Source organism: Streptomyces sp. NPDC002889 (assembly GCF_042888425.1).
Taxonomy (GTDB): domain Bacteria; phylum Actinomycetota; class Actinomycetes; order Streptomycetales; family Streptomycetaceae; genus Streptomyces.
Genome location: NZ_JBIAPT010000002.1, coordinates 166,111 through 189,560, shown reverse-complemented (window position 1 = coordinate 189,560; position 23,450 = coordinate 166,111). Strand labels below are relative to the sequence as shown.

18 protein-coding genes and 1 tRNA gene are annotated in these 23,450 nt (G+C 68.4%); 8 read left to right on the top strand and 11 right to left on the bottom strand.

Translation table 11 applies throughout. The annotated features are described in order from the left end of the window. Window positions 1-186: 186 nt before the first annotated feature. The 5 genes from ACFYWI_RS03700 to ACFYWI_RS03680 are packed head-to-tail and all read left to right on the top strand — an operon-like array spanning window position 187 to window position 6,176. Complete coding sequence (locus ACFYWI_RS03700) at window positions 187-1,095, top strand: hypothetical protein (protein ID WP_389224773.1); 909 nt, start codon at window positions 187-189, stop codon at window positions 1,093-1,095. Then, on the top strand, window positions 1,092-3,272 hold the full coding sequence (locus ACFYWI_RS03695; protein ID WP_389224771.1) for a hypothetical protein: 2,181 nt from the start codon (window positions 1,092-1,094) through the stop codon (window positions 3,270-3,272). Before ACFYWI_RS03700 ends, ACFYWI_RS03695 begins: the two co-directional genes overlap by 4 nt. Window positions 3,273-3,312: 40 nt before the next feature. Then, window positions 3,313-4,569: a PE-PGRS family protein gene (locus tag ACFYWI_RS03690; RefSeq protein ID WP_389224769.1), complete on the top strand. Its 1,257-nt coding sequence runs from the start codon at window positions 3,313-3,315 to the stop codon at window positions 4,567-4,569. Beyond that, complete coding sequence (locus tag ACFYWI_RS03685) at window positions 4,566-4,745, top strand: hypothetical protein (protein WP_389224767.1); 180 nt, start codon at window positions 4,566-4,568, stop codon at window positions 4,743-4,745. The genes ACFYWI_RS03690 and ACFYWI_RS03685 overlap by 4 nt, the downstream gene beginning before the upstream one ends. A 27-nt stretch (window positions 4,746-4,772) precedes the next feature. Further along, on the top strand, window positions 4,773-6,176 hold the full coding sequence (locus tag ACFYWI_RS03680; RefSeq protein ID WP_389224765.1) for a M48 family metalloprotease: 1,404 nt from the start codon (window positions 4,773-4,775) through the stop codon (window positions 6,174-6,176). Window positions 6,177-6,250: 74 nt separating this feature from the next. Here the strand turns inward: ACFYWI_RS03680 and ACFYWI_RS03675 are convergent, their stop codons facing one another. From ACFYWI_RS03675 to ACFYWI_RS03630, 10 genes are all read right to left on the bottom strand, one after another. Beyond that, complete coding sequence (locus tag ACFYWI_RS03675) at window positions 6,251-10,162, bottom strand: DNA-directed RNA polymerase subunit beta' (RefSeq protein WP_389224762.1); 3,912 nt, start codon at window positions 10,160-10,162, stop codon at window positions 6,251-6,253. A gap of 97 nt (window positions 10,163-10,259) precedes the next feature. Then, window positions 10,260-13,745: a DNA-directed RNA polymerase subunit beta gene (gene rpoB, locus ACFYWI_RS03670; RefSeq protein ID WP_389224760.1), complete on the bottom strand. Its 3,486-nt coding sequence runs from the start codon at window positions 13,743-13,745 to the stop codon at window positions 10,260-10,262. Window positions 13,746-14,280: 535 nt separating this feature from the next. Beyond that, window positions 14,281-14,664, bottom strand: a complete 384-nt coding sequence (gene rplL, locus ACFYWI_RS03665) for a 50S ribosomal protein L7/L12 (RefSeq protein ID WP_389224758.1) — start codon at window positions 14,662-14,664, stop codon at window positions 14,281-14,283. Between the two features lie 108 nt (window positions 14,665-14,772). Further along, entirely contained in the window at window positions 14,773-15,303 is a 531-nt protein-coding gene (gene rplJ / locus ACFYWI_RS03660; RefSeq protein ID WP_389224756.1) for a 50S ribosomal protein L10, read from the bottom strand. A 262-nt stretch (window positions 15,304-15,565) separates the two neighbouring features. Continuing rightward, the gene (locus ACFYWI_RS03655; RefSeq protein ID WP_389225215.1) at window positions 15,566-16,399 is read right to left on the bottom strand and encodes a DUF6612 family protein; all 834 of its coding nucleotides are present in this window, start codon (window positions 16,397-16,399) and stop codon (window positions 15,566-15,568) included. A 185-nt stretch (window positions 16,400-16,584) separates the two neighbouring features. Then, a complete protein-coding gene (gene rplA / locus ACFYWI_RS03650) occupies window positions 16,585-17,307 on the bottom strand; it encodes a 50S ribosomal protein L1 (protein ID WP_389224754.1) in 723 nt (240 codons plus the stop codon). A 79-nt stretch (window positions 17,308-17,386) separates the two neighbouring features. Further along, window positions 17,387-17,821 (bottom strand): 50S ribosomal protein L11, encoded by a 435-nt coding sequence (gene rplK, locus ACFYWI_RS03645; RefSeq protein ID WP_389224752.1) that lies wholly within the window; start codon window positions 17,819-17,821, stop codon window positions 17,387-17,389. A 173-nt stretch (window positions 17,822-17,994) separates the two neighbouring features. After that, window positions 17,995-18,900 (bottom strand): transcription termination/antitermination protein NusG, encoded by a 906-nt coding sequence (gene nusG / locus ACFYWI_RS03640; RefSeq protein ID WP_389224750.1) that lies wholly within the window; start codon window positions 18,898-18,900, stop codon window positions 17,995-17,997. Between the two features lie 75 nt (window positions 18,901-18,975). After that, the gene (gene secE, locus ACFYWI_RS03635) at window positions 18,976-19,260 is read right to left on the bottom strand and encodes a preprotein translocase subunit SecE (RefSeq protein WP_389224748.1); all 285 of its coding nucleotides are present in this window, start codon (window positions 19,258-19,260) and stop codon (window positions 18,976-18,978) included. A gap of 108 nt (window positions 19,261-19,368) precedes the next feature. Beyond that, a tRNA-Trp gene (locus ACFYWI_RS03630) sits at window positions 19,369-19,441 on the bottom strand. A 204-nt stretch (window positions 19,442-19,645) separates the two neighbouring features. Between ACFYWI_RS03630 and ACFYWI_RS03625 the strand changes: the two genes are divergently transcribed. Beyond that, entirely contained in the window at window positions 19,646-20,872 is a 1,227-nt protein-coding gene (locus tag ACFYWI_RS03625) for a pyridoxal phosphate-dependent aminotransferase (protein WP_389224746.1), read from the top strand. A gap of 135 nt (window positions 20,873-21,007) precedes the next feature. Beyond that, window positions 21,008-22,069 carry an adenosine deaminase gene (locus tag ACFYWI_RS03620; protein WP_389224744.1) on the top strand — a complete coding sequence of 354 codons (1,062 nt, stop codon included), beginning with the start codon at window positions 21,008-21,010 and terminating at the stop codon, window positions 22,067-22,069. A gap of 30 nt (window positions 22,070-22,099) precedes the next feature. On the opposite strand, the gene ACFYWI_RS03615 is transcribed toward ACFYWI_RS03620, so the two are convergent. Further along, complete coding sequence (locus ACFYWI_RS03615; protein WP_389224742.1) at window positions 22,100-22,720, bottom strand: TetR/AcrR family transcriptional regulator; 621 nt, start codon at window positions 22,718-22,720, stop codon at window positions 22,100-22,102. Window positions 22,721-22,807: 87 nt separating this feature from the next. Between ACFYWI_RS03615 and ACFYWI_RS03610 the strand changes: the two genes are divergently transcribed. Beyond that, window positions 22,808-23,440: an NAD(P)-dependent oxidoreductase gene (locus ACFYWI_RS03610; protein ID WP_389224740.1), complete on the top strand. Its 633-nt coding sequence runs from the start codon at window positions 22,808-22,810 to the stop codon at window positions 23,438-23,440. Window positions 23,441-23,450: the final 10 nt, after the last annotated feature.

Here is a 23,450-nt window from a genome sequence, read left to right as displayed (position 1 = left end):
CTTCCGTCCCCGCACCCTCTGCACCCTCGGCACCCCTCGCTCCGCTCTCCGTCCTCCGTAGCCACGCGACCCGCACGAGTGACTCTGTGCACACGGTCACACTCCGAGTGCGTCATCCGCCCTCACCATCCCCGCCTTCCGGCCGCCACGCTTCTGCCCGATACGGCACCCCACCGGAAGGCGACCATGACCGACCCCGTGAGCCGGACGATCCTGCTGCTCGACATCGAGAGGTACAGCGACCGGGACGACATCGAGCAGGCCTATCTGCGGCGCATGCTCTACGACATCACCGACCGCACCCTGGAGTCCGCCGGCATCGACGAGACGCTGCGCCGACGGGCGGACCGCGGTGACTGTGTCATGGACCTCATCGACGCCAATGCCTCGGTGACCGCGCTGCTGCGGGCACTCCTGTCCGAAGTGCCGGCCCAATTGCGTGCTGTGAACCGGATGGCGTCGAGCTCCGCCCAGATCCGGCTGCGCGCCGTCGTCGCGACGGGATATGTCGCGGTCGACGGGCACGACGGATGGGTCGGTTCCGACCTCAACCACGCGTGCAGGCTCCTCGACACGGACATCCTGCGGGCAGCGCTGCGTGAGCGCACCGACGACTTCGCCCTGTGCGTCTCACAAAGCGTGTACGCCGGGATCGTGCGGCACAGCCATCCCGGCATCCCGGCCGAGGACTTCCGCCCCATCACCGTCAGCAGCAAGAACGGCCCACTGGAGGCGTGGCTGCACGGGCCGGTACCGAAGGAGGGCACAGGCCCGCAGAAGGACCACGGGGATACGGGGACGGGGGGCGGCCCGGTGCCGGGGCAGGAGGGGGGCTGCGGCACCGGGCCGAAGCAGGGCCCGGCTCCGGGACCGCAGCAGGGTCCGGCTCGGGGACCGCAGCAGGCCGCCGCTCCCGGGGCCGTCGTCTTCAACTTCAACGGCGGCGCCCCCGGCTTCGGCGGCTCGCTGGTCGGCGGCGACCAGCACGGGGTGTCCGGCGGGCAGGTCACGGGCGACGTTCACCTCGGCAGCTCGGGCTCCGGGGCGGACTCCGTCTCCGGCTCCCGCCGACCGGAGCAGGGTGAGCCGGCATGAACGTACCCCCGCAGGCGGACCACTTCCCCGGCGCCGTACCACCCGCTCAGCAGCAACCGCCGACCCCGGACCCGAGCCCGTCGGCGACGGAGGGGACCGAGGCGACGGAACCCGAGGAGCAGTCACAGGAGGCGCGCGCCGCGCAGCGTGAACTCTTCGCGCACGCCCCGGGGTTCATCCTCGGCGCGTCCGCGGCCTTCGGCGGCTCGCTGGTGGGTGGGGCCCAGCACGGGGTGTCCGGAGGGCAGGTCTCCGGTGACGTCTTCATGGGCGGCAAGACCGAGATTCACCACTACGGCCCGGCGGCCGGGCCCGCTCACGCCTCCGGGGAGATCCCGCGCATGCGGCTCGACCGGCTCGCCACCGTCTTCGTGGAGACCCCGGCCTTCGCGGCTGCCCTCCAACGGCTGCGCGACGAGCGGGTCCTGGTGCTGTCGGGCGCCCATGCGACCGGACGCAGCGCGGCCGCGCTGATGCTGCTGCACCGTGTGGGCGTCCCCGCCGTACGCGCCCTGCAGCCCGAGACCAGCCCGGCGGCGCTGCCCGCACAGCTCGCGCAGCCGGGCGGCCATGTGCTCCACGACATGCCCCTGAGCCGCAACAAGCCCCTGCGCGACACCCACCTGTACTCCGCCCGTGACCGGCTCAAGGCGTCCGACGGCTATCTCGTGATCACCGTCGAGAACTCGCCGTACCTGCTGGGCGTCACACCAGCGCCGTGGACGCCGCCGCAGGCCGAGGCCGTTCTGCGCGCGCATGTGGCAGCCCGGCGTACGGAGGATGACGTCGAGTCACTGCTCGCACTCGCACCGGTGCGGGAGTTCCTGGCGCACGGCCACCACCGGCCCGCCGAGGCGGCCGACTTCGCCGAAGGACTGGCCGCGTACGACGGCAGCGAGGAGGCGCTCGGGCGGCTCGCGGGGTTCGGTCTCGCCGCGGTCGAGAAGCAGTGCCGCACCTGGCTTAGCGACCCCGCGCTCGGGCTGCGGGACAAGGCCTTCCTGATCTCGCTGGCGGTCTTCGACCAGGCGCCGTACGTGCTGGCCGCGGAGCTCGCCGACAAACTCTTCGTCCACTTCCAGCGGCTCCAGCACCCCGAACAGCCCCCGGAGATCCCCGTGTTCGGTCCCGCGGTCACCGACCGGCTGGGCCTCGCGCGCGCCGGCGGCGAGCTGCGGAACGAGACGACCGACTGGGGCCCCGCCCCCCAGTACATGGCGCAGTTCGACGAGGCCGGCACCCCGCGCGCCCTGCTGACGGAGGTGTGGACGGGGCACCCCTCGGCACGGCCCGCCCTGGTCGACTGGCTCAAGCAACTGGCCCGCGACGGCCGCCCGCTGGTCCGCACCCGTGCGGCGGCCGCCACCGCCTTGCTCGCGGCGGCGGATCTGCCCTCGACGATGGCACTGCTGGTCGACGGGTGGGCGGTCTCCCGCGCCTTCGGACCCCGGGTCACCGCGGCCAACACCCTCACGCTCGCGCAGCTGCTGGACGCCCCCGTGATCGTGCGGCTGCTCTCGCAGTGGTGCACCGACGCTCACTGGGCCCGCCGCTGGACCGCGATCCGTGCCTTCGCGCTGCTTGCTCCGCTGCGGCCCGATCTGGCCGGACCGGCCCTGGACGCGCTCGCCGCCCGCGCCCGGGCCGACAACAGCAGCAACGCGGAGCGCGACAACCTCATCGAATCGACGGCCCTGCTCCTCTCCGGGGGCAGCCGCAGGGAGATGCTCTCCGAACTGGTGCGGCTGCTCTACCTCGACACCCCGGCGGTCCGCGCCCTCGCCCTCGCCTCGTTCGTGCGCGCCTGCGACAACTCCGAGGAGGGCGGGCTCGTCGAGTGGTACACGGAGTACGGCATGTACGACGCTGAATCCGCCCGTGATCTCGCCACGCTCTGGCGCACCGCCCTGGGCGACCGCGCCCACACCAAGCAGGCGATGGAAGCGCTGCGGACCTGGCTGTACGCCGCCGAGCGGCGGGCCGACACGGCGCAGGCGCTGGAGCTGCTGGTGCCCGCACTGGTCAGCACGGCCGCCGACCGCGACCGGCTGAGCCATCTGCTGCAGACCCTGCGCGCCGAGGACGGCGGCCCGCGGCCCGAGATCGCCGCCCGCCTCCTGACGGTGCTCCACCCGGCGGGCCCGACGACCCCCGCGCCCGCCGAACGCTTCGTCTGAATCTTTCCGATGCCTTCGACCCCCTGAGGAGTTGACCCCTATGGCGGACTTCCGCCGTCAGCCGGAATGGCAGCAACAGGCCGACCGGCACAGCCAGTTGATCGACCCCGTGCTCACGGTCCGACCGATCTCCCGATTCGACTACACGGCCCGCAGACCGGTCATGGCCATCGACCACGCCCTGGTCTTCGCAATGGCCAAGGGCTCGTACGACGTGTTCATCCCGCCGCACCGCCCGACGCGGGCGGACGCGGCGACCCGGCGCTACACCTCGGTGTACGAGGTCGACATGGGCAGCCATCCCGTCCAGCTGGAGCTGGAGCTGCCCAGTGACGACGATGCCTTCGCTTTCGGCGCCGTCGCCGATCTGACCTGGCGGGTCAGCGACCCGGTCGCCTATGTGGCGGGCGGCGAACGCGACGTACCGACACGGCTTGCCCGGGAGCTCCACCACCTCGCCCGGCCGGTCAGCCGCCGCTTCTCGATCGAGAACAGCCCGGCGGCCGAAGCGGCCGTCCAGCAGGCGGTCGAGACAGGGGGATTCGCCGCGGGCATCGGGCTCGCGGTGTCCTGCCTGGTGCGGATGCGGCTCGACGAAGAGGCGATCGCGCACCGCAAGCGGCAGCGGAGCCTGCGCTACAAGAACGAGATGCTCGACCCCGAACATCAGTACCGGCTGCGGCAGGCGCAGCAGGTGCACGAACTGGAGGTCCTGCGCCAGCAGCAGGCGCAGGAGCTGACGGCGCGGAAGATCGAGTTCTACCAGTACCACCTCCAGCACGGCGGGGTCGCGGCCTGGGCACTGCATCTGGCCCAGCACCCCGAGGACACCGACCTGGTGATGAACAGCATCCGACGGGACCAGCTGGCCCTCATCCAGAGTCAGCTGGAGCTGATCGGCGGGGACGGTCTGGAGGACTACCAGAAGGCCGAGTCGGCGAAGCACGCGCTGCGCGCCGTCAACGACCTGATCCGCCAGCAGGGCCCCGCCTCGCCGGCACCGCCGCCTCAGGGGAACGGTCACCAGGGGGCTCTGCCGGCCGGGGCGGAGCCGCAGCAGCCGACGTGGCAGCCCGACCCCGGGAACGCAGGCCCCGCCCCGTACGCCTCCGGAGCTCCGGCACCGGCGGCCCGGGGCAGCGCATCACCCCACGCCGCATCCGCCACCCCCTACCCGCCTCCCCCGTCGCACACCCCGCCCGCGCCCGGCGGCTACTCCCCGGCCTGGACCGACATCCCGGCACCGCCCGAGGTAGCGGCGCCGCCCCAGGACCCCTCGGGCCCGAGGGCCTCATGACCCCGCCGGACACCACCGCCACCTCTCCGCCCGCGGCCGGCTCCCCCGCCTCCGAGCGGCTCCTCACCGACGAGACCAGCAGTATCGCCGCGTGCAAGCACAGGTGGATCCGCACCGGCCCGATCGCGTTCTGCGTCGGCATGGTGCTGCTCCCGGCCTCACTGCTCATCGGCTGACGTCCCCACAGATGAAGGAAAACGACGATGACCCACCCACCGGGCGCCCAGCCGCCGGAACCCGCTTACCCGTCCACCCCGACACCGCCCGAATACCCGCAGTACCCGCAATACCCGACGAGCGCCGTACCAACGCAGTACCCGACCGTCACCGCCCCGGCCCCACCGCTGTACCCGCAGGCCGAAACGCCGCCCACCTACCCGACCACCGCCGCCCCACCGCTGTACCCGCAGGCCGAAACGCCGCCCACCTACCCGACCACCGCCGCCCCACCGCCCTATCCCCAGGCCGAAACGCCGCCCACCTACCCCACCACCACCGCCCCACCGCCCTATCCCCAGGCCGAAACGCCGCCCACCTACCCCACCACCACCGCCCCGGCGGCCCCACCGCCGTACCCGCAGGCCGAAGCACCCCCGCAGTACCCCCAGGAGCCCACGCACTCGACGCCCCCGGAACCCTCCGTCCCCTCGCCTCCGCACCCCCACCACATCGCCACAGACCAGCGTCGCGTCCACCTCGCCGCCCACCAGCGCGGCGCGGATGCCACCGCCATCGGGAACCTGCTGCTCGCGCTCCCCCACTTCCTCTGCAGTCTGCTCGTCGTCGCTCTCGTGTCCCTGTTCTTCGGCGGGTTCGGAATCCTCGTCGTCCTGGCGTGGCTGGCCAGCGGGCTTCTGATCTTCCACCGGCCGACCGAGAGCGCCGTCGCCCGTCATCTGCTGCGGCTGCGCCACCCCACTGCCCAGGAGCGGGCCAAACTCGAGCCGGTCTGGCGGGAGGTCACCGCACGGGCAGGCGTCGAGGGGCGTACCTACGAACTGTGGGTGGAGGACAGCGACAGCCTGAACGCCGTCGCCGCCGCGGGGCATATCGTCGGCGTCACCCGCTTCGCCATGAACGAGCTGCCCAACGGCGAGCTCGCCGCCGTGATGGCGCACGAGCTCGGCCACCATGTCGGCGGCCACGCCTGGTCCTCGCTCCTCGGCTACTGGTACGCCCTGCCCGGCCGCCTCGTCTGGCGTGTGCTGCGTGGCATGGGCAGGGTCGTTTTCAAGGTCTCCCGCGTCTTCTCCTGCTTCGGTGCCGGCTTCCTCCTGCTCGCCTTCGGCAGCATCGCCGCCGTCACCGTCAGCACGCTGTACGGGCTGCCGCTGCTGATCCTCGTCCTGCCCTACGCCCTCGCCGCCGTCAGCCGGCGTGCCGAGCTACGGGCCGACCAGCACGCGGCCGCTCTCGGCTTCGCTCCCATGCTGGCCGCCGTACTCGACAAGCTGCACCACGCCGAAGAGGAGCACCGCGCGGCGCTGCGGGCGCACAACGGTGGCGCCCCGGTCGAGGAGAGCCCGCTGAGCACGCTGCTCTCCTCGCACCCCGACCACCACACACGGCTGCACCACCTCCAGCCGTATCTCGAGCTCCGACGCTGAACCGTCCCGGAGCACGCCGAAGGGCGGTCACCCCGTACGAAACGGGGTGACCGCCCTTCGGTCCGACCTACGCCTTACTGGTTGTACGGACCGTAGTCGTAGTCCTCCAGCGGAACGGCCTGGCCGGAGCCCGTGCCGAACGGCGAGTAGTCGATGTCGTCGTAGCCGACGGCCGAGTACATCGCGGCCTTGGCCTCTTCGGTCGGCTCGACCCGGATGTTGCGGTAGCGGGCCAGACCCGTACCGGCCGGGATGAGCTTACCGATGATGACGTTCTCCTTGAGGCCGATCAGGGAGTCCGACTTGGCGTTGATCGCCGCGTCGGTCAGAACCCTGGTCGTCTCCTGGAAGGACGCCGCCGACAGCCACGACTCGGTCGCCAGCGAGGCCTTGGTGATACCCATCAGCTGCGGACGGCCGGAGGCGGGGTGACCGCCCTCAGTGACCACACGACGGTTCTCGGTCTCGAACTTCGAGCGCTCCACGAGCTCGCCCGGCAGCAGCTCCGCGTCGCCGGACTCGATGATCGTCACACGGCGCAGCATCTGCCGGATGATGATCTCGATGTGCTTGTCGTGGATCGACACACCCTGCGAGTTGTAGACCTTCTGGACCTCGCCGACCAGGTGGACCTGGACCGCGCGCTGACCGAGGATCCGCAGCACGTCGTGCGGGTTGGTGGCACCCACGGTGAGCTTCTGGCCCACCTCGACGTGGTCGCCCTCGCCCACCAGCAGACGGGCACGCTTCGAGATCGGGAACGCCGTCTCGTCGCTGCCGTCGTCGGGGGTGACGACGAGCTTCTTGGTCTTCTCGGTCTCCTCGATACGGACGCGGCCGGCCGCCTCCGAGATCGGGGCGACACCCTTGGGCGTACGAGCCTCGAAGAGCTCGACGACACGGGGCAGACCCTGGGTGATGTCGTCACCGGCCACACCACCGGTGTGGAAGGTACGCATCGTCAGCTGCGTGCCGGGCTCACCGATGGACTGGGCGGCGATGATGCCGACCGCCTCACCGATGTCGACCAGCTTGCCGGTGGCGAGCGAACGGCCGTAGCAGTACGCACAGGTGCCGACCGCGGACTCACAGGTCAGGACCGAGCGGGTCTTGACCTCCTCGACGCCCGCGGCGACGAGCGCGTCGATGAGCACGTCACCGAGGTCGACATTGGCAGGCGCGATGACCTTGCCGTCGACGACGACGTCCTCGGCGAGCATACGGGCGTAGACCGAGGTCTCGACGTCCTCCGCCTTGCGCAGCGCACCGTCGACGTTCTCGGCGATCCGCAGCTTGAGGCCGCGGTCGGTGCCGCAGTCCTCCTCGCGGATGATGACGTCCTGCGAGACGTCCACCAGACGACGGGTGAGGTAACCCGAGTCGGCGGTACGCAGGGCGGTGTCCGCCAGACCCTTACGGGCACCGTGCGTGGAGATGAAGTACTCCAGCACGGACAGGCCCTCACGGAACGACGCCTTGATGGGACGCGGAATCGTCTCGTTCTTGGCGTTGGACACCAGACCACGCATACCGGCGATCTGACGCATCTGCATCATGTTTCCGCGAGCACCCGAGTTGACCATCATGAAGATGGGGTTGGTCTTCGGGAAGTTCGCGTTCATCGCGTCGGCGACCTCGTTGGTCGCGCGGGTCCAGATGTTGATGAGCTCGTGCGTGCGCTCTTCCTTGGTGATCAGACCACGCTCGTACTGCTTCTGGACCTTCTCGTCCTGAGCCTCGTACGACGCGACGATCGCCTTCTTCGCCTCGGGAACGACGACGTCGGAGATGGCGACGGTGACACCGGAGCGGGTGGCCCAGAAGAAGCCGGCCGCCTTCAGGTTGTCGAGCGTCGCGGCCACGATGACCTTGGGGTAGCGCTCGGCCAGGTCGTTGACGATCTCGGAGAGCTGCTTCTTGCCCACCGAGTAGTCGACGAACGGGTAGTCCTCGGGCAGCAGCTCGTTGAAGAGCGCGCGGCCCAGGGTCGTACGCAGCCGGAAGCTGTCGCCCTGCTGCCATGCACCGGCACCGATGCCCTCGTCACCCTCGTCGTCGACCGGGGGGACCCAGCCGCGCGGCGGAATGGTGCCGACGGGGAAGCGGATGTCGACCTTCGCCTGGAGCGAGAGCTCGCGGGCGTCGAACGCCATGATCGCCTCGGCCGTGGAGCCGAAGGACCGGCCCTCGCCGATCACCTTGCGCTCTTCCTCGTCCGTGGTGAGGAAGAACAGGCCCAGCACCATGTCCTGGGTCGGCATGGTGACGGGACGGCCGTCCGCCGGCTTCAGGATGTTGTTCGAGGACAGCATCAGGATGCGGGCCTCGGCCTGCGCCTCCGCGGACAGCGGCAGGTGCACGGCCATCTGGTCACCGTCGAAGTCCGCGTTGAACGCGGTGCAGACGAGCGGGTGAATCTGGATGGCCTTGCCCTCGACCAGCTGCGGCTCGAAGGCCTGGATGCCGAGGCGGTGCAGCGTCGGTGCACGGTTCAGCAGCACCGGGTGCTCGGCGATGACCTCTTCGAGCACGTCGTACACGACCGTGCGGCCGCGCTCGACCATGCGCTTCGCCGACTTGATGTTCTGCGCGTGGTTCAGGTCCACCAGGCGCTTCATCACGAACGGCTTGAAGAGCTCCAGTGCCATGGCCTTCGGCAGACCGCACTGGTGCAGCTTGAGCTGCGGGCCGACGACGATGACGGAACGCGCGGAGTAGTCCACACGCTTACCGAGCAGGTTCTGACGGAAACGACCCTGCTTGCCCTTGAGCATGTCGCTCAGGGACTTCAGCGGGCGGTTACCGGGACCGGTCACCGGGCGACCACGGCGGCCGTTGTCGAACAGGGCGTCGACGGCCTCCTGCAGCATCCGCTTCTCGTTGTTCACGATGATCTCGGGAGCACCGAGGTCAAGGAGACGCTTGAGGCGGTTGTTGCGGTTGATCACACGGCGGTACAGGTCGTTCAGGTCGGAGGTCGCGAAGCGGCCACCGTCCAGCTGCACCATCGGACGCAGGTCCGGCGGGATCACCGGGACGCAGTCCAGCACCATGCCCTTGGGGCTGTTGCTGGTCTGCAGGAACGCGGAGACGACCTTGAGGCGCTTGAGCGCACGGGTCTTCTTCTGGCCCTTGCCGGTACGGATGATCTCGCGGAGACGCTCGGCCTCCTCCTCCAGGTCGAAGGACTCCAGGCGCTTCTGCAGCGCCGCGGCACCCATCGAACCGTCGAAGTACGTGCCGAAGCGGTCACGCAGCTCGCGGTAGAGCAGCTCGTCGCCCTCGAGGTCCTGGACCTTGAGGTTCTTGAACCGGCTCCACACCTCGTCGAGACGGTCGATCTCACGCTGCGCACGGTCGCGCAGCTGCTTCATCTCACGCTCGGCGCCCTCGCGCACCTTGCGGCGCACATCGGCCTTGGCACCCTCGGCCTCGAGCTCGGCCAGGTCGGTCTCGAGCTTCTTGGCGCGGGCCTCGAGGTCGGCGTCGCGGCGGTTCTCGATCTGCTGACGCTCGACGGAGACATGCGCCTCCAGCGACGGCAGGTCGCGCGTACGGCGCTCCTCGTCCACGAACGTGATCATGTACGCGGCGAAGTAGATGACCTTCTCGAGGTCCTTCGGGGCGAGGTCGAGCAGGTAGCCCAGCCGGGACGGAACGCCCTTGAAATACCAGATGTGGGTGACGGGAGCGGCCAGCTCAATGTGGCCCATCCGCTCACGACGCACCTTGGCGCGGGTGACCTCGACGCCACAGCGCTCACAGATGATGCCCTTGAAGCGGACACGCTTGTACTTGCCGCAGTAGCACTCCCAGTCCCGGGTCGGACCGAAGATCTTCTCGCAGAAGAGTCCGTCCTTCTCGGGCTTGAGCGTGCGGTAGTTGATGGTCTCCGGCTTCTTGACTTCGCCGTGCGACCAGGTCCGGATGTCGTCCGCGGTGGCGAGGCCGATCCGCAGCTCGTCGAAGAAGTTGACGTCGAGCACTTGTCGTCAATCCCTCTTTCGGGGTCTCGTCTCAATCATGGTCTGTACGGGTCCGGGGCAGGGCCGGGACCTCACAAGGAGGTCCCGGCCAGACCCGTCAGACCTCTTCGACGCTGCTCGGCTCACGCCGGGACAGGTCGATACCGAGCTCCTCCGCAGCGCGGAAGACGTCCTCGTCCGTGTCGCGCATCTCGATGGACATGCCGTCCGAGGACAGCACCTCCACGTTGAGGCACAGCGACTGCATTTCCTTGATGAGCACCTTGAAGGACTCGGGAATGCCGGGCTCGGGGATGTTCTCGCCCTTGACGATGGCCTCGTAGACCTTCACGCGACCGGTCACGTCGTCGGACTTGATCGTCAGGAGCTCCTGAAGTGCGTAGGCGGCGCCGTACGCCTCCAGCGCCCACACCTCCATCTCACCGAATCGCTGGCCACCGAACTGGGCCTTACCACCCAGCGGCTGCTGGGTGATCATCGAGTACGGACCGGTCGAACGGGCGTGCAGCTTGTCGTCGACCAGGTGGTGGAGCTTGAGGATGTACATGTACCCGATGGAGATCGGGTCCGGGAACGGCTCGCCGGAGCGGCCGTCGAACAGGTTGGCCTTGCCGGACGCCTGGACCAGACGGTCACCGTCGCGGTTCGGGATCGTGGCCTCGAAGAGACCGGCGATCTCGTCCTCGCGCGCACCGTCGAAGACCGGGGTCGCGACGTTGGTGCCGGGGGCGACCTGGTCGGCGCCGATGGCCTGCAGGCGCTGGGCCCAGTCGTCCGCGAGCCCGGAGACGTCCCAGCCGCGGCTGGCGAGCCAGCCGAGGTGGATCTCCAGGACCTGTCCCGGGTTCATTCGGGACGGGACACCCAGCGGGTTGAGGATGATGTCGACCGGGGTGCCGTCCTCCAGGAACGGCATGTCCTCGATCGGCAGGATCTTGGAGATGACGCCCTTGTTGCCGTGACGGCCGGCGAGCTTGTCACCGTCGGTGATCTTTCGCTTCTGCGCCACGTACACGCGCACCAGCTGGTTCACACCGGGGGGAAGCTCGTCGCCCTCCTCGCGGTCGAAGACACGCACACCGATGACCTTGCCGGTCTCGCCGTGCGGCACCTTCAGCGAGGTGTCACGGACCTCACGGGCCTTCTCGCCGAAGATCGCGCGGAGCAGACGCTCCTCCGGGGTCAGCTCGGTCTCACCCTTGGGCGTGACCTTGCCGACGAGGATGTCGCCGGCGACGACCTCGGCACCGATACGGATGATGCCGCGCTCGTCCAGGTCCGCGAGGACCTCCTCGGAGACGTTCGGGATGTCCCGGGTGATCTCCTCGGGGCCGAGCTTGGTGTCACGGGCGTCGACCTCGTGCTCCTCGATGTGGATCGAGGAGAGGACGTCGTCCTGGACGAGGCGCTGCGACAGGATGATCGCGTCCTCGTAGTTGTGACCCTCCCACGGCATGAACGCGACCAGCAGGTTCTTGCCGAGCGCCATCTCACCGTTCTCGGTGGCCGGACCGTCGGCGAGGACCTGGCCCTCGACGACCCGGTCACCCTCGGCCACGACGACCTTCTGGTTGACCGAGGTGCCCTGGTTGGAGCGGGAGAACTTCGCGACGCGGTACGTGGTGTACGTGCCGTCGTCGTTGGCGACGGTGACGTAGTCGGCCGAAACCTCCTGGACCGCACCGTCCTTCTCCGCCTTGATGACGTCACCGGCGTCGGTGGCACAGCGGTACTCCATGCCGGTGCCGACGAGCGGGGCCTCCGCCTTGATGAGCGGAACGGCCTGGCGCATCATGTTCGCGCCCATGAGGGCACGGTTGGCGTCGTCGTGCTCGAGGAACGGAATCATGGCGGTCGCGACCGACACCATCTGGCGCGGCGAGACGTCCATGTAGTCGACCTCGGTCGGCGGCACGTAGTCGACCTCACCACCACGGCGGCGGACCAGGACACGCGGCTCGGTGAAGCGCAGCTCGTCGGAGAGCGTCGCGTTCGCCTGAGCGATGACGAAGCGGTCCTCCTCGTCGGCGGTCAGGTAGTCCACCTCGTCGGTGACCTGGCCGTCGGTGACCTTGCGGTACGGAGTCTCGACGAAGCCGAACGCGTTGACCCGGCCGTAGGAGGCGAGCGAGCCGATCAGACCGATGTTCGGGCCTTCAGGCGTCTCGATCGGGCACATGCGGCCGTAGTGCGACGGGTGCACGTCACGGACCTCGAAGCCGGCCCGCTCACGGGAGAGACCACCCGGGCCGAGCGCCGACAGACGGCGCTTGTGGGTGAGACCCGACAGCGGGTTGTTCTGGTCCATGAACTGCGACAGCTGGCTGGTGCCGAAGAACTCCTTGATGGAGGCGACGACCGGCCGGATGTTGATCAGGGTCTGCGGCGTGATCGCCTCGACGTCCTGGGTGGTCATCCGCTCACGCACGACGCGCTCCATACGAGCCAGACCCGTACGGACCTGGTTCTGGATGAGCTCGCCGACGTTGCGCAGACGACGGTTGCCGAAGTGGTCGATGTCGTCGGTCTCGACGACGATCTGGGTGCCGCTCTCGCCGACCGTCTCGGTCTCGCCGGCGTGCAGCTTGACCAGGTACTTGATGGTGGCGATGACGTCGTCCGAGGTGAGCACGCCGGCGTCCAGCGGCTCGTCCGCGCCGAGCTTCTTGTTCACCTTGTAGCGGCCGACCTTGGCGAGGTCGTAGCGCTTCGGGTTGAAGTAGAGGTTCTCGAGCAGCGTCTGAGCGGCCTCACGCGTCGGGGGCTCGCCCGGGCGCAGCTTGCGGTAGATGTCGAGCAGCGCGTCGTCCTGGCCCTGGGTGTGGTCCTTCTCCAGGGTGGCGCGCATCGACTCGTACTCGCCGAACTCCTCAAGGATCTGCTCGGTGGTCCAGCCGAGCGCCTTGAGCAGGACGGTGACGGACTGCTTGCGCTTGCGGTCGATGCGGACACCGACCATGTCGCGCTTGTCGATCTCCATCTCCAGCCAGGCACCCCGGGACGGGATGATCTTGGCCGTGAAGATGTCCTTGTCGGACGTCTTGTCGATGTTGGAATCGAAGTAGACACCCGGCGAGCGGACCAGCTGCGACACCACGACACGCTCGGTGCCGTTGATGACGAAGGTGCCCTTGTTGGTCATGAGCGGGAAGTCGCCCATGAAGACCGTCTGGGACTTGATCTCGCCGGTCTCGTTGTTGGTGAACTCGGCGGTGACGAAGAGCGGGGCGGCGTACGTGAAGTCGCGCTCCTTGCACTCGTCGATGGAGTTCTTCGGAGGCTCGAAGCGGTGGTCGCGGAAAGTCAGCGACATCGACCCGGAGAAGTCCTCGATCGGCGAGATCTCCTCGAAGATCTCTTCCAGACCGGACTTGGTGGGGACGTCCTGTCCGTTCTCGAGAGCCGCCTCGACACGAGCCTTCCATGCGGCATTACCGAGCAGCCAGTCAAAGCTCTCGGTCTGCAGCGCGAGGAGGTTCGGAACCTCGAGGGGCTCCTTGATCTTTGCAAAGGAGATGCGCAGCGGGGCAGTGCTGGCGCCGTTGTTCGTATTCGCGGTCGAGGCGTTGCGCGAGGCGGCCAAGAGGGGGTCCTTCCGAGGGCTCGGACTCACTACGCGCGTACCGGTCCCATGCTGTGCACGGAGAGAGAAATCCCAGATAGGGCTGTTCAATCAACCAATGCTCATACATGGGCAGCCCCTGGTGACGGGCAGGGGGCAGCTAACAGGCAGCGCAAAGGGTCAGTGTAGCCACTTGGCACACTGATGTCCAGTGCGGGTTTTCGCAACCCTCGTTGTTCTCAACTCCGCGACCCCTGCGCCGTGAGGCGCACATCGATACTGCCCGTTCGGTCGTCGATCCATGCCTCGGATACGGATCGTTGTGACGACGCGTCCTGAGAATTGCGCGCTGCGTGCGGTTCGTCAAGGCCCCCCAACCCAAACCCTCTGCGGGGATCGTCACTGACCAGCGTGGGGAGCGCACGGCGAAGATCACCATACTCCGCAGGAGGGCCGGTGCAAGGCAGCCGCCACGGGTACGCCGAAGGGCGACCACCCGAATGGATGATCGCCCTTGGCTGTGCCCCCAGGGGGCTTGAGTCAGAGACTCAGAAGGTCACTTGACCTCGACGGACGCGCCCGCGGCCTTGAGGGACTCGGCGGCCTTCTCAGCGGCCTCCTTGGCGACCTTCTCGAGGACCGGCTTCGGGGTGCCGTCGACGAGGTCCTTGGCCTCCTTCAGGCCCAGGGAGGTCAGCTCACGCACGACCTTGATGACCTGGATCTTCTTCTCGCCGGCGCCGGTGAGGATGACGTCGAACTCGTCCTGCTCCTCAGCGGCCTCGACCGGGGCGCCCGGGGCGCCGACGGCGGCAGCGGCGACCGGGGCGGCAGCGGTGACGTCGAACTTCTCCTCGAAGGCCTTCACGAACTCGGAGAGCTCGATGAGGGTCATCTCCTCGAACTGCGCAAGCAGGTCGTCCTGGGACAGCTTCGCCATGATGGCGTCCTTCCACTCATTCGGCAGGTGCCGGTTGTCTTTGTCGGCGGGCGTACTTTCGGCCCGCTGCGACCGTCGCCTCAGGCGGCGGTCAATGCGCGAGCCGAATTACTCGGCACCGCCCTGCTCGGCCTTCTTGGCACGAAGCGCCTCCGCGGTGCGGACGAACTTCGAGGGAAGCGCCTGGAAGAGCGCGGCAGCCTGGGACTGCTTGCCCTTCATGGCGCCCGCCAGCTTGGCGAGCAGAACCTCGCGGGACTCGAGGTCCGCAAGCTTCTTGATCTCATCGGCGGACAGCGCCTTGCCATCAAGGACACCGCCCTTGATGATCAGGTTCGGGTTGTCCTTGGCGAAGTCACGAAGACCCTTCGCCGACTCCACCGGGTCACCGGTGATGAAGGCAACCGCCGTCGGACCAGTGAACTGGTCGTCGAGCGAAGTGATCCCGGCCTCGTTGGCCGCAATCTTGGTCAGCGTGTTCTTCACCACGGCGTACTGGGCGTTCTCACCGAGCGAACGACGCAGCGTCTTGAGCTGCGCCACGGTGAGACCCCGGTACTCGGTCAGCACGGCGGCGTTCGAGCTGCGGAACTGGTCCGCGAGCTCGGCTACCGCGGCAGCCTTGTCGGGCCTTGCCATAGAGCGTCGGCCTCCTTCCGGGTGATGAGGACCGCTCAGAAGGGGCTGAACAAAACGAAACGCCCCGGCGCAGGCGCACGGGGCGTAGCTCGACCGGACAAGTCCGGGAGCTTTCCACAGTCACCTGCGCAGGACGTCCGCAGCTAAGCGGATCCTTCGGCCGCCGCACTCTCGTACGAGAGCACGGCAACGACCAGCGGTCTTTGGCTTCTGTGGAAGAGTACGGGAACGGATCCCGCTCAGGCAAATCCACCCGATTGCGTCACGCGCCCTCGGCGTCCTTCATCATCGCGGCAAGGTCCAGGGTCTGGCCGGCCGGCGGGGCCTTCACGGTCACCGGCTTGTTGTAGTCCAGGAACTTGATGGTCAGGTCCAGCGCGCCCTTGTCGGTCGTGCTCCGGGTGCGGAACTGCTTGGTGTGGTCGCTGCCGTCGATCCACATGTCCATCGTGAGCTTCTCGACGCCCATCTTCTCGTACTGCTCGAAGCCCTTCTCACGGCGCTTCTTCGTCTCCGCGTCCTCGTTCTCGAGGCTCTTGCGCATGGCGTCCAGCGTGACCGTGCCGCTGTAGTGCGTGGTCCTGACACCGTCGATGGTCTGCTCGCCGACCTTCTTGAGGTCCTTGGAGGCGGTCAGCGCCGTGGAGTCCTCGGCCGGGTTCTGCTGCGCCGGGCCGGACAGACCCGCCATCGGGTCCTTTCCGCCCGCCTCCTTGAGTGCGGAGAGGTCGAACTTCATCCAGGTCTTCCCCGGCTCGATCGGCTCCCCGCCGTTCATGTACATCGCGTCGCCGACGAGGCGGATCTCGACCTCTCCGGCGTCGGCCCCCGTGCCGCCCTTCATCTTCATCTGCATGGCGAGCGGCTTCATGCTCATGGAGGCCTGCGCCTCGATGGCACCGTCACCCGGGACCTTGCCGCTCATCGAGTAGGTGAGCGAGGTGATCTTCTCGTTCTTCGCCGCCGCCCTCTTGATGGCGGCGGCCGGAGAGACCTCCACGGGCTTCTGGGCGGCAGGCGTCCTGCCCTTGCCCGACGGCTTCTCGTCCTCGCCCGTACAGGCGGCCGTGCCGCACAGCAGGGCGCCGGCCAGCATGACCCCGGCCAGCTTCTGGTACTTCGAACTCACTATCCCCCCACGGGACTTTGCTTCATTTTCAAGTGCGATGCGACTCTATCGTCCGCCACCCACGACGCGCCCCGAATAAAACCGGCCCCCGCAGCTCGAGAAGAGCTGCGGGGGCCGGTTCCAGTACGCGAGACCCGCGACTGCCGTCAGTGTCAGACGGCGGCCGGGTCCTCCTCGACGAGGAGGTTGCGGGTGCGGTTGGAGTCCAGCGGGATGCCGGGGCCCATCGTCGTGGTCAGGGTCGCCTTCTTGATGTAGCGGCCCTTCGCGGCGGACGGCTTCAGACGGAGGATCTCCTCCAGCGCCGCGGCGTAGTTCTCGACCAGCTTCGTCTCGTCGAAGGAAACCTTGCCGATGATGAAGTGGAGGTTCGAGTGCTTGTCGACGCGGAACTCGATCTTGCCGCCCTTGATGTCGTTGACAGCCTTCACGACGTCCATGGTGACGGTGCCGGTCTTCGGGTTGGGCATCAGACCACGCGGACCGAGCACGCGGCCGAGGCGGCCGACCTTGCCCATGAGGTCCGGGGTGGCGACGACGGCGTCGAAGTCCAGACGGCCCTTCGCAACCTCGTCGATCAGTTCGTCGGAGCCGACGATGTCGGCGCCCGCGGCTTCCGCGGCCGCAGCACGGTCACCGGTCGCGAAGACCAGGACCCGGGCGGTCTTGCCGGTGCCGTGCGGAAGGTTGACGGTGCCACGGACCATCTGGTCGGCCTTGCGAGGGTCGACGCCCAGGCGGAAGGCGACCTCGACGGTGCCGTCGAACTTGGTGGCTGCGGTGTCCTTGGCGAGACGGACGGCCTCGAGCGGGGCGTAGTTGCGCTCCCGGTCGATCTTGGCGTCCGCAGCGCGGAGAGTCTTGCTGCGCTTCACTTCTGCTCCTGTGGTTTCAGGTATGGAGTCGTGGTGCGGACCAGCGCGGGCCCTACCACTGAGTCGAACGGGGAGCTGATCAGCCCTCGACCGTGATGCCCATGGAACGGGCGGTGCCGGCGATGATCTTCGACGCGGCGTCCAGGTCGTTGGCGTTCAGGTCGGGCATCTTGACCGAGGCGATCTCGCGGACCTGGGCGCCGGTGAGCTTGGCAACCTTGGTCTTGTGCGGCTCGCCGGAGCCCTTGTCCACACCCGCGGCCTTGAGGATCAGCTTGGCGGCCGGCGGAGTCTTGGTGACGAAGGTGAAGGAACGGTCCTCGTAGACCGTGATCTCCACCGGCACGACCATGCCACGCTGCGACTCGGTCGCGGCGTTGTAGGCCTTGCAGAACTCCATGATGTTGACGCCGTGCTGACCCAGTGCGGGGCCGACCGGCGGAGCCGGGTTGGCCGCACCGGCCTGGATCTGGAGCTTGATAAGCCCCGTGACCTTCTTCTTCTTGGGAGGCATTGCTCTCTCCGGGTCCTAGTGAGAGTTTTTCGCCTGCCACCCGGTCATCCGGATGGAGGCATACCGCACAACGATAACGGGTATAGCTGCGCGGCCAAAAACCGAGCAGGTCAGAGCGGCAGCGAGAGCCGATCTGACCTGTTCGGAGGCGTATGTTCCAGAAGGAGCCGGAGCTAGTTCTTCTGGATCTGGTCGAAGCTCAGCTCGACCGGGGTCTCGCGGCCGAAGATCTCGACGAGGCCCTTGACCTTCTTCGAGTCGGCGTTGATCTCGTTGATCGTGGCCTGCAGCGTCGCGAACGGGCCGTCGGTGACCGTGACCGAGTCGCCGACCTCGAAGTCCAGCACCTGGACCTCGACCTTGCGCGCCGGAGCGGGCTTGCCCTCGGCCTCGGCGGCCTCGCGGGCGGCCTTCTCCTCGGCCTCCGGGGCGAGCATCTTGACGATCTCGTCCAGGGTCAGCGGGTACGGGTCGTAGGCGTTGCCGACGAAGCCGGTGACACCCGGGGTGTTGCGCACCACGCCCCAGGACTCGTTCGTCAGGTCCATGCGCACCAGGACATAGCCGGGGAGCTTGTTCTGTCGGACATTCTTGCGCTCGCCGTTCTTGATCTGGACGATCTCTTCCTCGGGCACCTCGGCCTGGTAGATGAAGTCCTCGACGTTCAGCGAGACGGCGCGCTGCTCGAGATTCGCCTTCACGCGCTTCTCGTAGCCGGCATAGGTGTGGATCACGTACCACTCGCCGGGCAGACCACGCAGCTCGTCGCGGAGCGCGGCGATCGGGTCGACCGGGGCCTCGGGCTCTTCGCCGGCACCCTCGGCGGCCTCTTCGGCCTCCTCGACGGCAGCGGCGGCGGCCTCGTCCTCGGCGACCTCGTCCTCGTCGCCCTCGGCGAGTGCGATGGCCTCGTCCTCGACGTGTACGGCAGCTACCTCGGCCGGCTCGTCGGCGGCGTCGGCAGTTTCAGCCTGGTCCGGGTCCACAGCGTCCGCCGCCTCGACGATGTCGAGCTCGTCCTCAACGGACTCGAAGCTCTCGCCGGCCTCGGCGGCGTCGTTCAGGTTCGGGTCAGACACGGTGGCTGCTTCTTCCTGGATACAGATGGGGTGGAACATGCGAAAGGGGCGCCGATTTACGGCGCCCTCCGCGGATCAGCCGAAGACGTACTTGACGGCTTCCTGGAAGCCATAGTCAATCACGGTCACAAGGCCGATCATGACGACTACGAAGACAATCACCACTGTGGTGTAGGTCGTCAGCTGGCTGCGAGTGGGCCAGACGACCTTGCGCAGCTCGGCGATGATCTGGCGGTAGAAAAGCCCGAGACGGCCGAGCGGGCCCTTTTTGCCACGCTTTCCGCCCTTGCGGGGCTTCCTCGACTCCTGCGTCTCGTTCTCGGCATCAGGCATGTCGATGGAGCCTACGGCGTCCGTCACGATCTTTCACCTGATTCCCGGGTCGTGGCCGTGCCGCGCCCGGTGGAGCCGCACGGCGATGCAGTGATGTACGTACATGCGCACACAGCCTGGCGAAGGTGTGTGTAGCAGGGCCGGAGGGACTTGAACCCCCAACCGCTGGTTTTGGAGACCAGTGCTCTACCAATTGAGCTACGACCCTTTGTGGTTTCCCCAACCTACCGCATCCGACCGGCTGCACGGAGTGTGCGTGACGGTTGCGGCTGGTGAGGCCCAACGACGAGTGAGTGTACGTGTTCCCAGGCCCGGCGTCGAACACGGCCCCGGCGGACCACTCCTGACCGGGATTGTCCGGTCCTCGAAACCTGTGTACCCGCTCCGATCGGTGTCTGGGACCATGGGCCGCATGAGCGCTGCAACCTCTCCCACCGAGCGCCGGGTCTCCGCGCGCATCGGCGCGATCTCCGAGTCCGCGACCCTCGCCGTCGACGCCAAGGCCAAGGCTCTCAAGGCCGCCGGGCGTCCGGTGATCGGCTTCGGCGCGGGTGAGCCGGACTTCCCGACCCCCGACTACATCGTCGAGGCCGCCGTCGAGGCGTGCCGCAACCCCAAGTACCACCGCTACACACCGGCCGGCGGCCTGCCCGAGCTGAAGAAGGCCATCGCCGACAAGACGCTGCGCGACTCCGGCTACCAGGTCGACCCCGCCGAGGTCCTGGTGACCAACGGCGGCAAGCAGGCGATCTACGAGGCGTTCGCTGCGATCCTGGACCCGGGCGACGAGGTCATCGTCCCCGCCCCGTACTGGACGACCTACCCGGAGTCGATCCGGCTCGCGGGCGGTGTCCCGGTCGATGTCGTCGCCGACGAGACCACCGGCTACCGGGTCTCCGTGGAGCAGCTGGAGGCCGCTCGCACGGAGAAGACCAAGGTGGTCCTCTTCGTCTCCCCGTCCAACCCGACCGGTGCCGTCTACAGCCGGGACGACGCCGAGGCGATCGGCCGCTGGGCCCTGGAGCACGGTCTGTGGGTGCTGACCGATGAGATCTACGAGCACCTGGTGTACGGCGACGCCACGTTCACCTCGCTGCCGGCCCTCGTACCCGAGCTGCGCGACAAGTGCATCGTGGTCAACGGTGTGGCCAAGACCTATGCCATGACGGGTTGGCGTGTGGGGTGGCTCATCGGCCCCAAGGACGTCGTCAAGGCCGCGACCAACCTGCAGTCGCACGCCACCTCGAACGTCTCGAACGTCGCGCAGGTCGCGGCACTGGCCGCCGTTTCCGGCAGCCTCGACGCGGTCGCCGAGATGCGTGCCGCCTTCGACCGCCGCCGCCAGACAATCGTGCGGATGCTCAACGAGATCGACGGCGTGCTCTGCCCCGAGCCCGAGGGCGCGTTCTACGTGTACCCCTCCGTGAAGCCGCTGCTCGGCAAGGAGATCCGCGGCAAGCGTCCGCAGACCTCGGTGGAACTGGCCGCCCTGATCCTGGACGAGGCCGAGGTGGCGGTCGTACCGGGCGAGGCCTTCGGTACGCCGGGCTATCTGCGGCTGTCGTACGCGCTGGGCGACGAGGACCTGGTCGAGGGCGTCTCGCGGCTGCAGAAGCTGCTGGCCGAGGCTCGCGACTGAGCCACCCGGCCGACCGAACAGGTGTGACGGGCTCCCGGCCGCGGCCGGGAGCCCGTTGCCGTTTCTTCGTTCGGGCAAGAACCCGATCGGGGAAAGGGGCTGCCGCGCGGCGGGCCGGTGCGGCAGGATCTTCGAATGCTGGCCTCTACAGGGGAAGACCCCCCGAACCCCCCGGACTCCCGCGATGTGAAGCTGCTGCCCAAGGCCCATCTGCATCTGCATTTCACCGGGTCCATGCGGCCCACCACGCTCCTCGAGCTGGCCGACAAGTACGGCGTCCATCTGCCCGAGGCACTGACCGGTGGCGAGCCGCCCAAGCTGCGCGCGACCGACGAGCGCGGCTGGTTCCGCTTCCAGCGGCTCTACGACATCGCGCGCTCCTGCCTGCGCAGTCCCGAGGACATCCAGCGCCTGGTGCGCGAGGCCGCCGAGGAGGACGTGAAGGACGGCTCGGGATGGCTGGAGATCCAGGTCGACCCGACCTCCTACGCACCGATGCTGGGCGGCCTCATCCCGGCCCTGGAGACCATCCTGGACGCCGTGGAGCGCGCCGCGCGCGACACCGGGCTCGGGATGCGGGTGCTGGTGGCGGCGAACCGCATGAAGCATCCGCTGGACGCCCGCACGCTGGCCAGACTCGCTGTGCGCTACGCGGACCGGGGCGTCGTGGGCTTCGGGCTCTCCAACGACGAGCGCCGGGGCATGGCGCGCGACTTCGACCGCGCCTTCGCCATCGCCCGCGACGGCGGCCTGCTGGCCGCGCCGCACGGCGGCGAGCTGACCGGCCCCGCCTCCGTACGCGACTGCCTGGACGATCTGCACGCCTCGCGCATCGGCCACGGGGTGCGGGCGGCCGAGGACCCGAGACTGCTGCGCAGGCTCGCCGAGAGAGGGGTCACCTGCGAAGTGTGCCCGGCGTCGAACGTGGCCCTCGGGGTGTACGAGAAGCCGGAGGACGTACCACTGCGGACGCTGTACGACGCGGGGGTGCCGATGGCACTCGGCGCGGACGACCCGCTGCTGTTCGGCTCGCGGCTCGCTGCCCAGTACGACTTCGCACGCAGGCACCACGGATTCACCGACGCGGAGCTGGCCGAGCTGGCACGGCATTCCGTGCGGGCATCGGCGGCCCCGGAGCAGGAACGCGCCAAGTTGCTGGCCGGGATCGACGACTGGCTGGCCGGCCCGGCCGGCTGACGTGCACCGGGTCGGGTCGTCGCACCCCGGTCAGGGTCGGTGCGACTCCTCGGCGACGGAGATTCCGCCCAGCAACGTATGGGCGAGAGCCGCGGCGAACTCGCCGAGAGGCTGGGGAGGCTTGCGGCCCTCGGCCGTCTCGTAGGCGAACGCGCGCTGGACGCAGGCACCCAGGAGCAGGGACGCGGCCGCGTAGGTGTCCGCGTCCTGGCTGATGCGGCCCGCCCCCTGTTCGGCGCGCAGATAGGCGTCCAGGCCCTGGATCGGCTTGTGCGGGCCGGTGTTCAGCTCCCGCATGACCTCTTCGTGGCGGCGCTTGAGCTGGGGCTCGGCGTACAGCGACGCGGCCATCGGGAACGTCTGCTCGTAGAAGAGCGCGGCCTGCCGGGCGATCTCGGTGAGGTTCTCCTCGACGCTGCGGCCGCCGGAGTCGATGACGAGCCCGGTCAGCAGCGGGCCGAGTTTCGGCAGCCGTTCGTTGAGCACGGTCACGAACAGCTCCTCCTTGTTCGCGAAGTGCTTGTAGAGCGCGGCTTCGGAGCAGCCGGCGGCCTTCGCGATCTCCTTCGTGGTGGTACGGGCGAGGCCGAGGGAGAGCATGAGTTCACGGGCGGCGTCGACGATGCGTACCCGGGTCGGCTTCTGCTGCATGCATGCTCCCGATGAGCTTGACGGGCGAGTGAGTGTCCACTCACCCTAGGGGTGAGTGAATACTTACCCACCTTAGGAGGGCGTGCCATGAAGCTCACCGTGTTCGGAGCGACCGGCGGCATCGGCCAGGAGATCGTCCGGCAGGCGCTGGCATCGGGCCATCAGGTCACGGCCGTGGTGCGCGACCCGGCCCGGTTGGGCGTGACCGGTGAGCGGCTCGAGGTGTTCCGCTCCGACCTCTCGGATCCGCAGGCCCTGCGTCCCGCCGTTGCCGGGCGGGACGCGGTCTTTTCCGGCCTCGGCGCCCGCAGGCGCGCCGACGCCGGGATCGCGTCCGAGCTGACGCGCTCGGTGCTGGGGGCCATGGAGGCGGAGGGCACCCGCCGCCTACTGGTGGTCAGCGCCGCCCCGCTGGGGCGTGCTCCGGGGCGCGAGCCACTGTTCGACCGCGCGGTGCTGTCCGTGATCAACGCCGTCCTGAAGGACGTCTACGACGATCTGCGGACCATGGAGCGCGAGCTGGCCCGCAGCGCCACGGACTGGACGGCGGTACGTCCACCGAGGCTGCTGGACAGGCCGCTGACGGGCAACTACCGGAAGTCGGTCGGCGGCAATCCGCCTAGCGGCAGGACCATCGGGCGCGCGGATGTGGCCCACGCGATGCTCGCGATGGCCGGCGACCCGGCGACGCTCAAGCAGGGCGTCGGCGTGGCGTACTGAGACCGCGTCC

Excerpts from the sequence above, each read along its gene's own strand:
- ACFYWI_RS03625 (WP_389224746.1), top strand. The coding sequence starts at position 19,646 with ATGAGCGCTGCAACCTCTCCCACCGAGCGCCGGGTCTCCGCGCGCATC.
- ACFYWI_RS03690 (WP_389224769.1), top strand. The coding sequence starts at position 3,313 with ATGGCGGACTTCCGCCGTCAGCCGGAATGGCAGCAACAGGCCGACCGG.
- ACFYWI_RS03685 (WP_389224767.1), top strand. The coding sequence starts at position 4,566 with ATGACCCCGCCGGACACCACCGCCACCTCTCCGCCCGCGGCCGGCTCC.
- ACFYWI_RS03700 (WP_389224773.1), top strand. The coding sequence starts at position 187 with ATGACCGACCCCGTGAGCCGGACGATCCTGCTGCTCGACATCGAGAGG.
- ACFYWI_RS03615 (WP_389224742.1), bottom strand. The coding sequence starts at position 22,720 with ATGCAGCAGAAGCCGACCCGGGTACGCATCGTCGACGCCGCCCGTGAA.
- ACFYWI_RS03680 (WP_389224765.1), top strand. The coding sequence starts at position 4,773 with ATGACCCACCCACCGGGCGCCCAGCCGCCGGAACCCGCTTACCCGTCC.
- ACFYWI_RS03610 (WP_389224740.1), top strand. The coding sequence starts at position 22,808 with ATGAAGCTCACCGTGTTCGGAGCGACCGGCGGCATCGGCCAGGAGATC.
- ACFYWI_RS03655 (WP_389225215.1), bottom strand. The coding sequence starts at position 16,399 with ATGCTGGCCGGCGCCCTGCTGTGCGGCACGGCCGCCTGTACGGGCGAG.
- ACFYWI_RS03620 (WP_389224744.1), top strand. The coding sequence starts at position 21,008 with ATGCTGGCCTCTACAGGGGAAGACCCCCCGAACCCCCCGGACTCCCGC.
- rplL (WP_389224758.1), bottom strand. The coding sequence starts at position 14,664 with ATGGCGAAGCTGTCCCAGGACGACCTGCTTGCGCAGTTCGAGGAGATG.
- ACFYWI_RS03695 (WP_389224771.1), top strand. The coding sequence starts at position 1,092 with ATGAACGTACCCCCGCAGGCGGACCACTTCCCCGGCGCCGTACCACCC.
- rplK (WP_389224752.1), bottom strand. The coding sequence starts at position 17,821 with ATGCCTCCCAAGAAGAAGAAGGTCACGGGGCTTATCAAGCTCCAGATC.
- rplJ (WP_389224756.1), bottom strand. The coding sequence starts at position 15,303 with ATGGCAAGGCCCGACAAGGCTGCCGCGGTAGCCGAGCTCGCGGACCAG.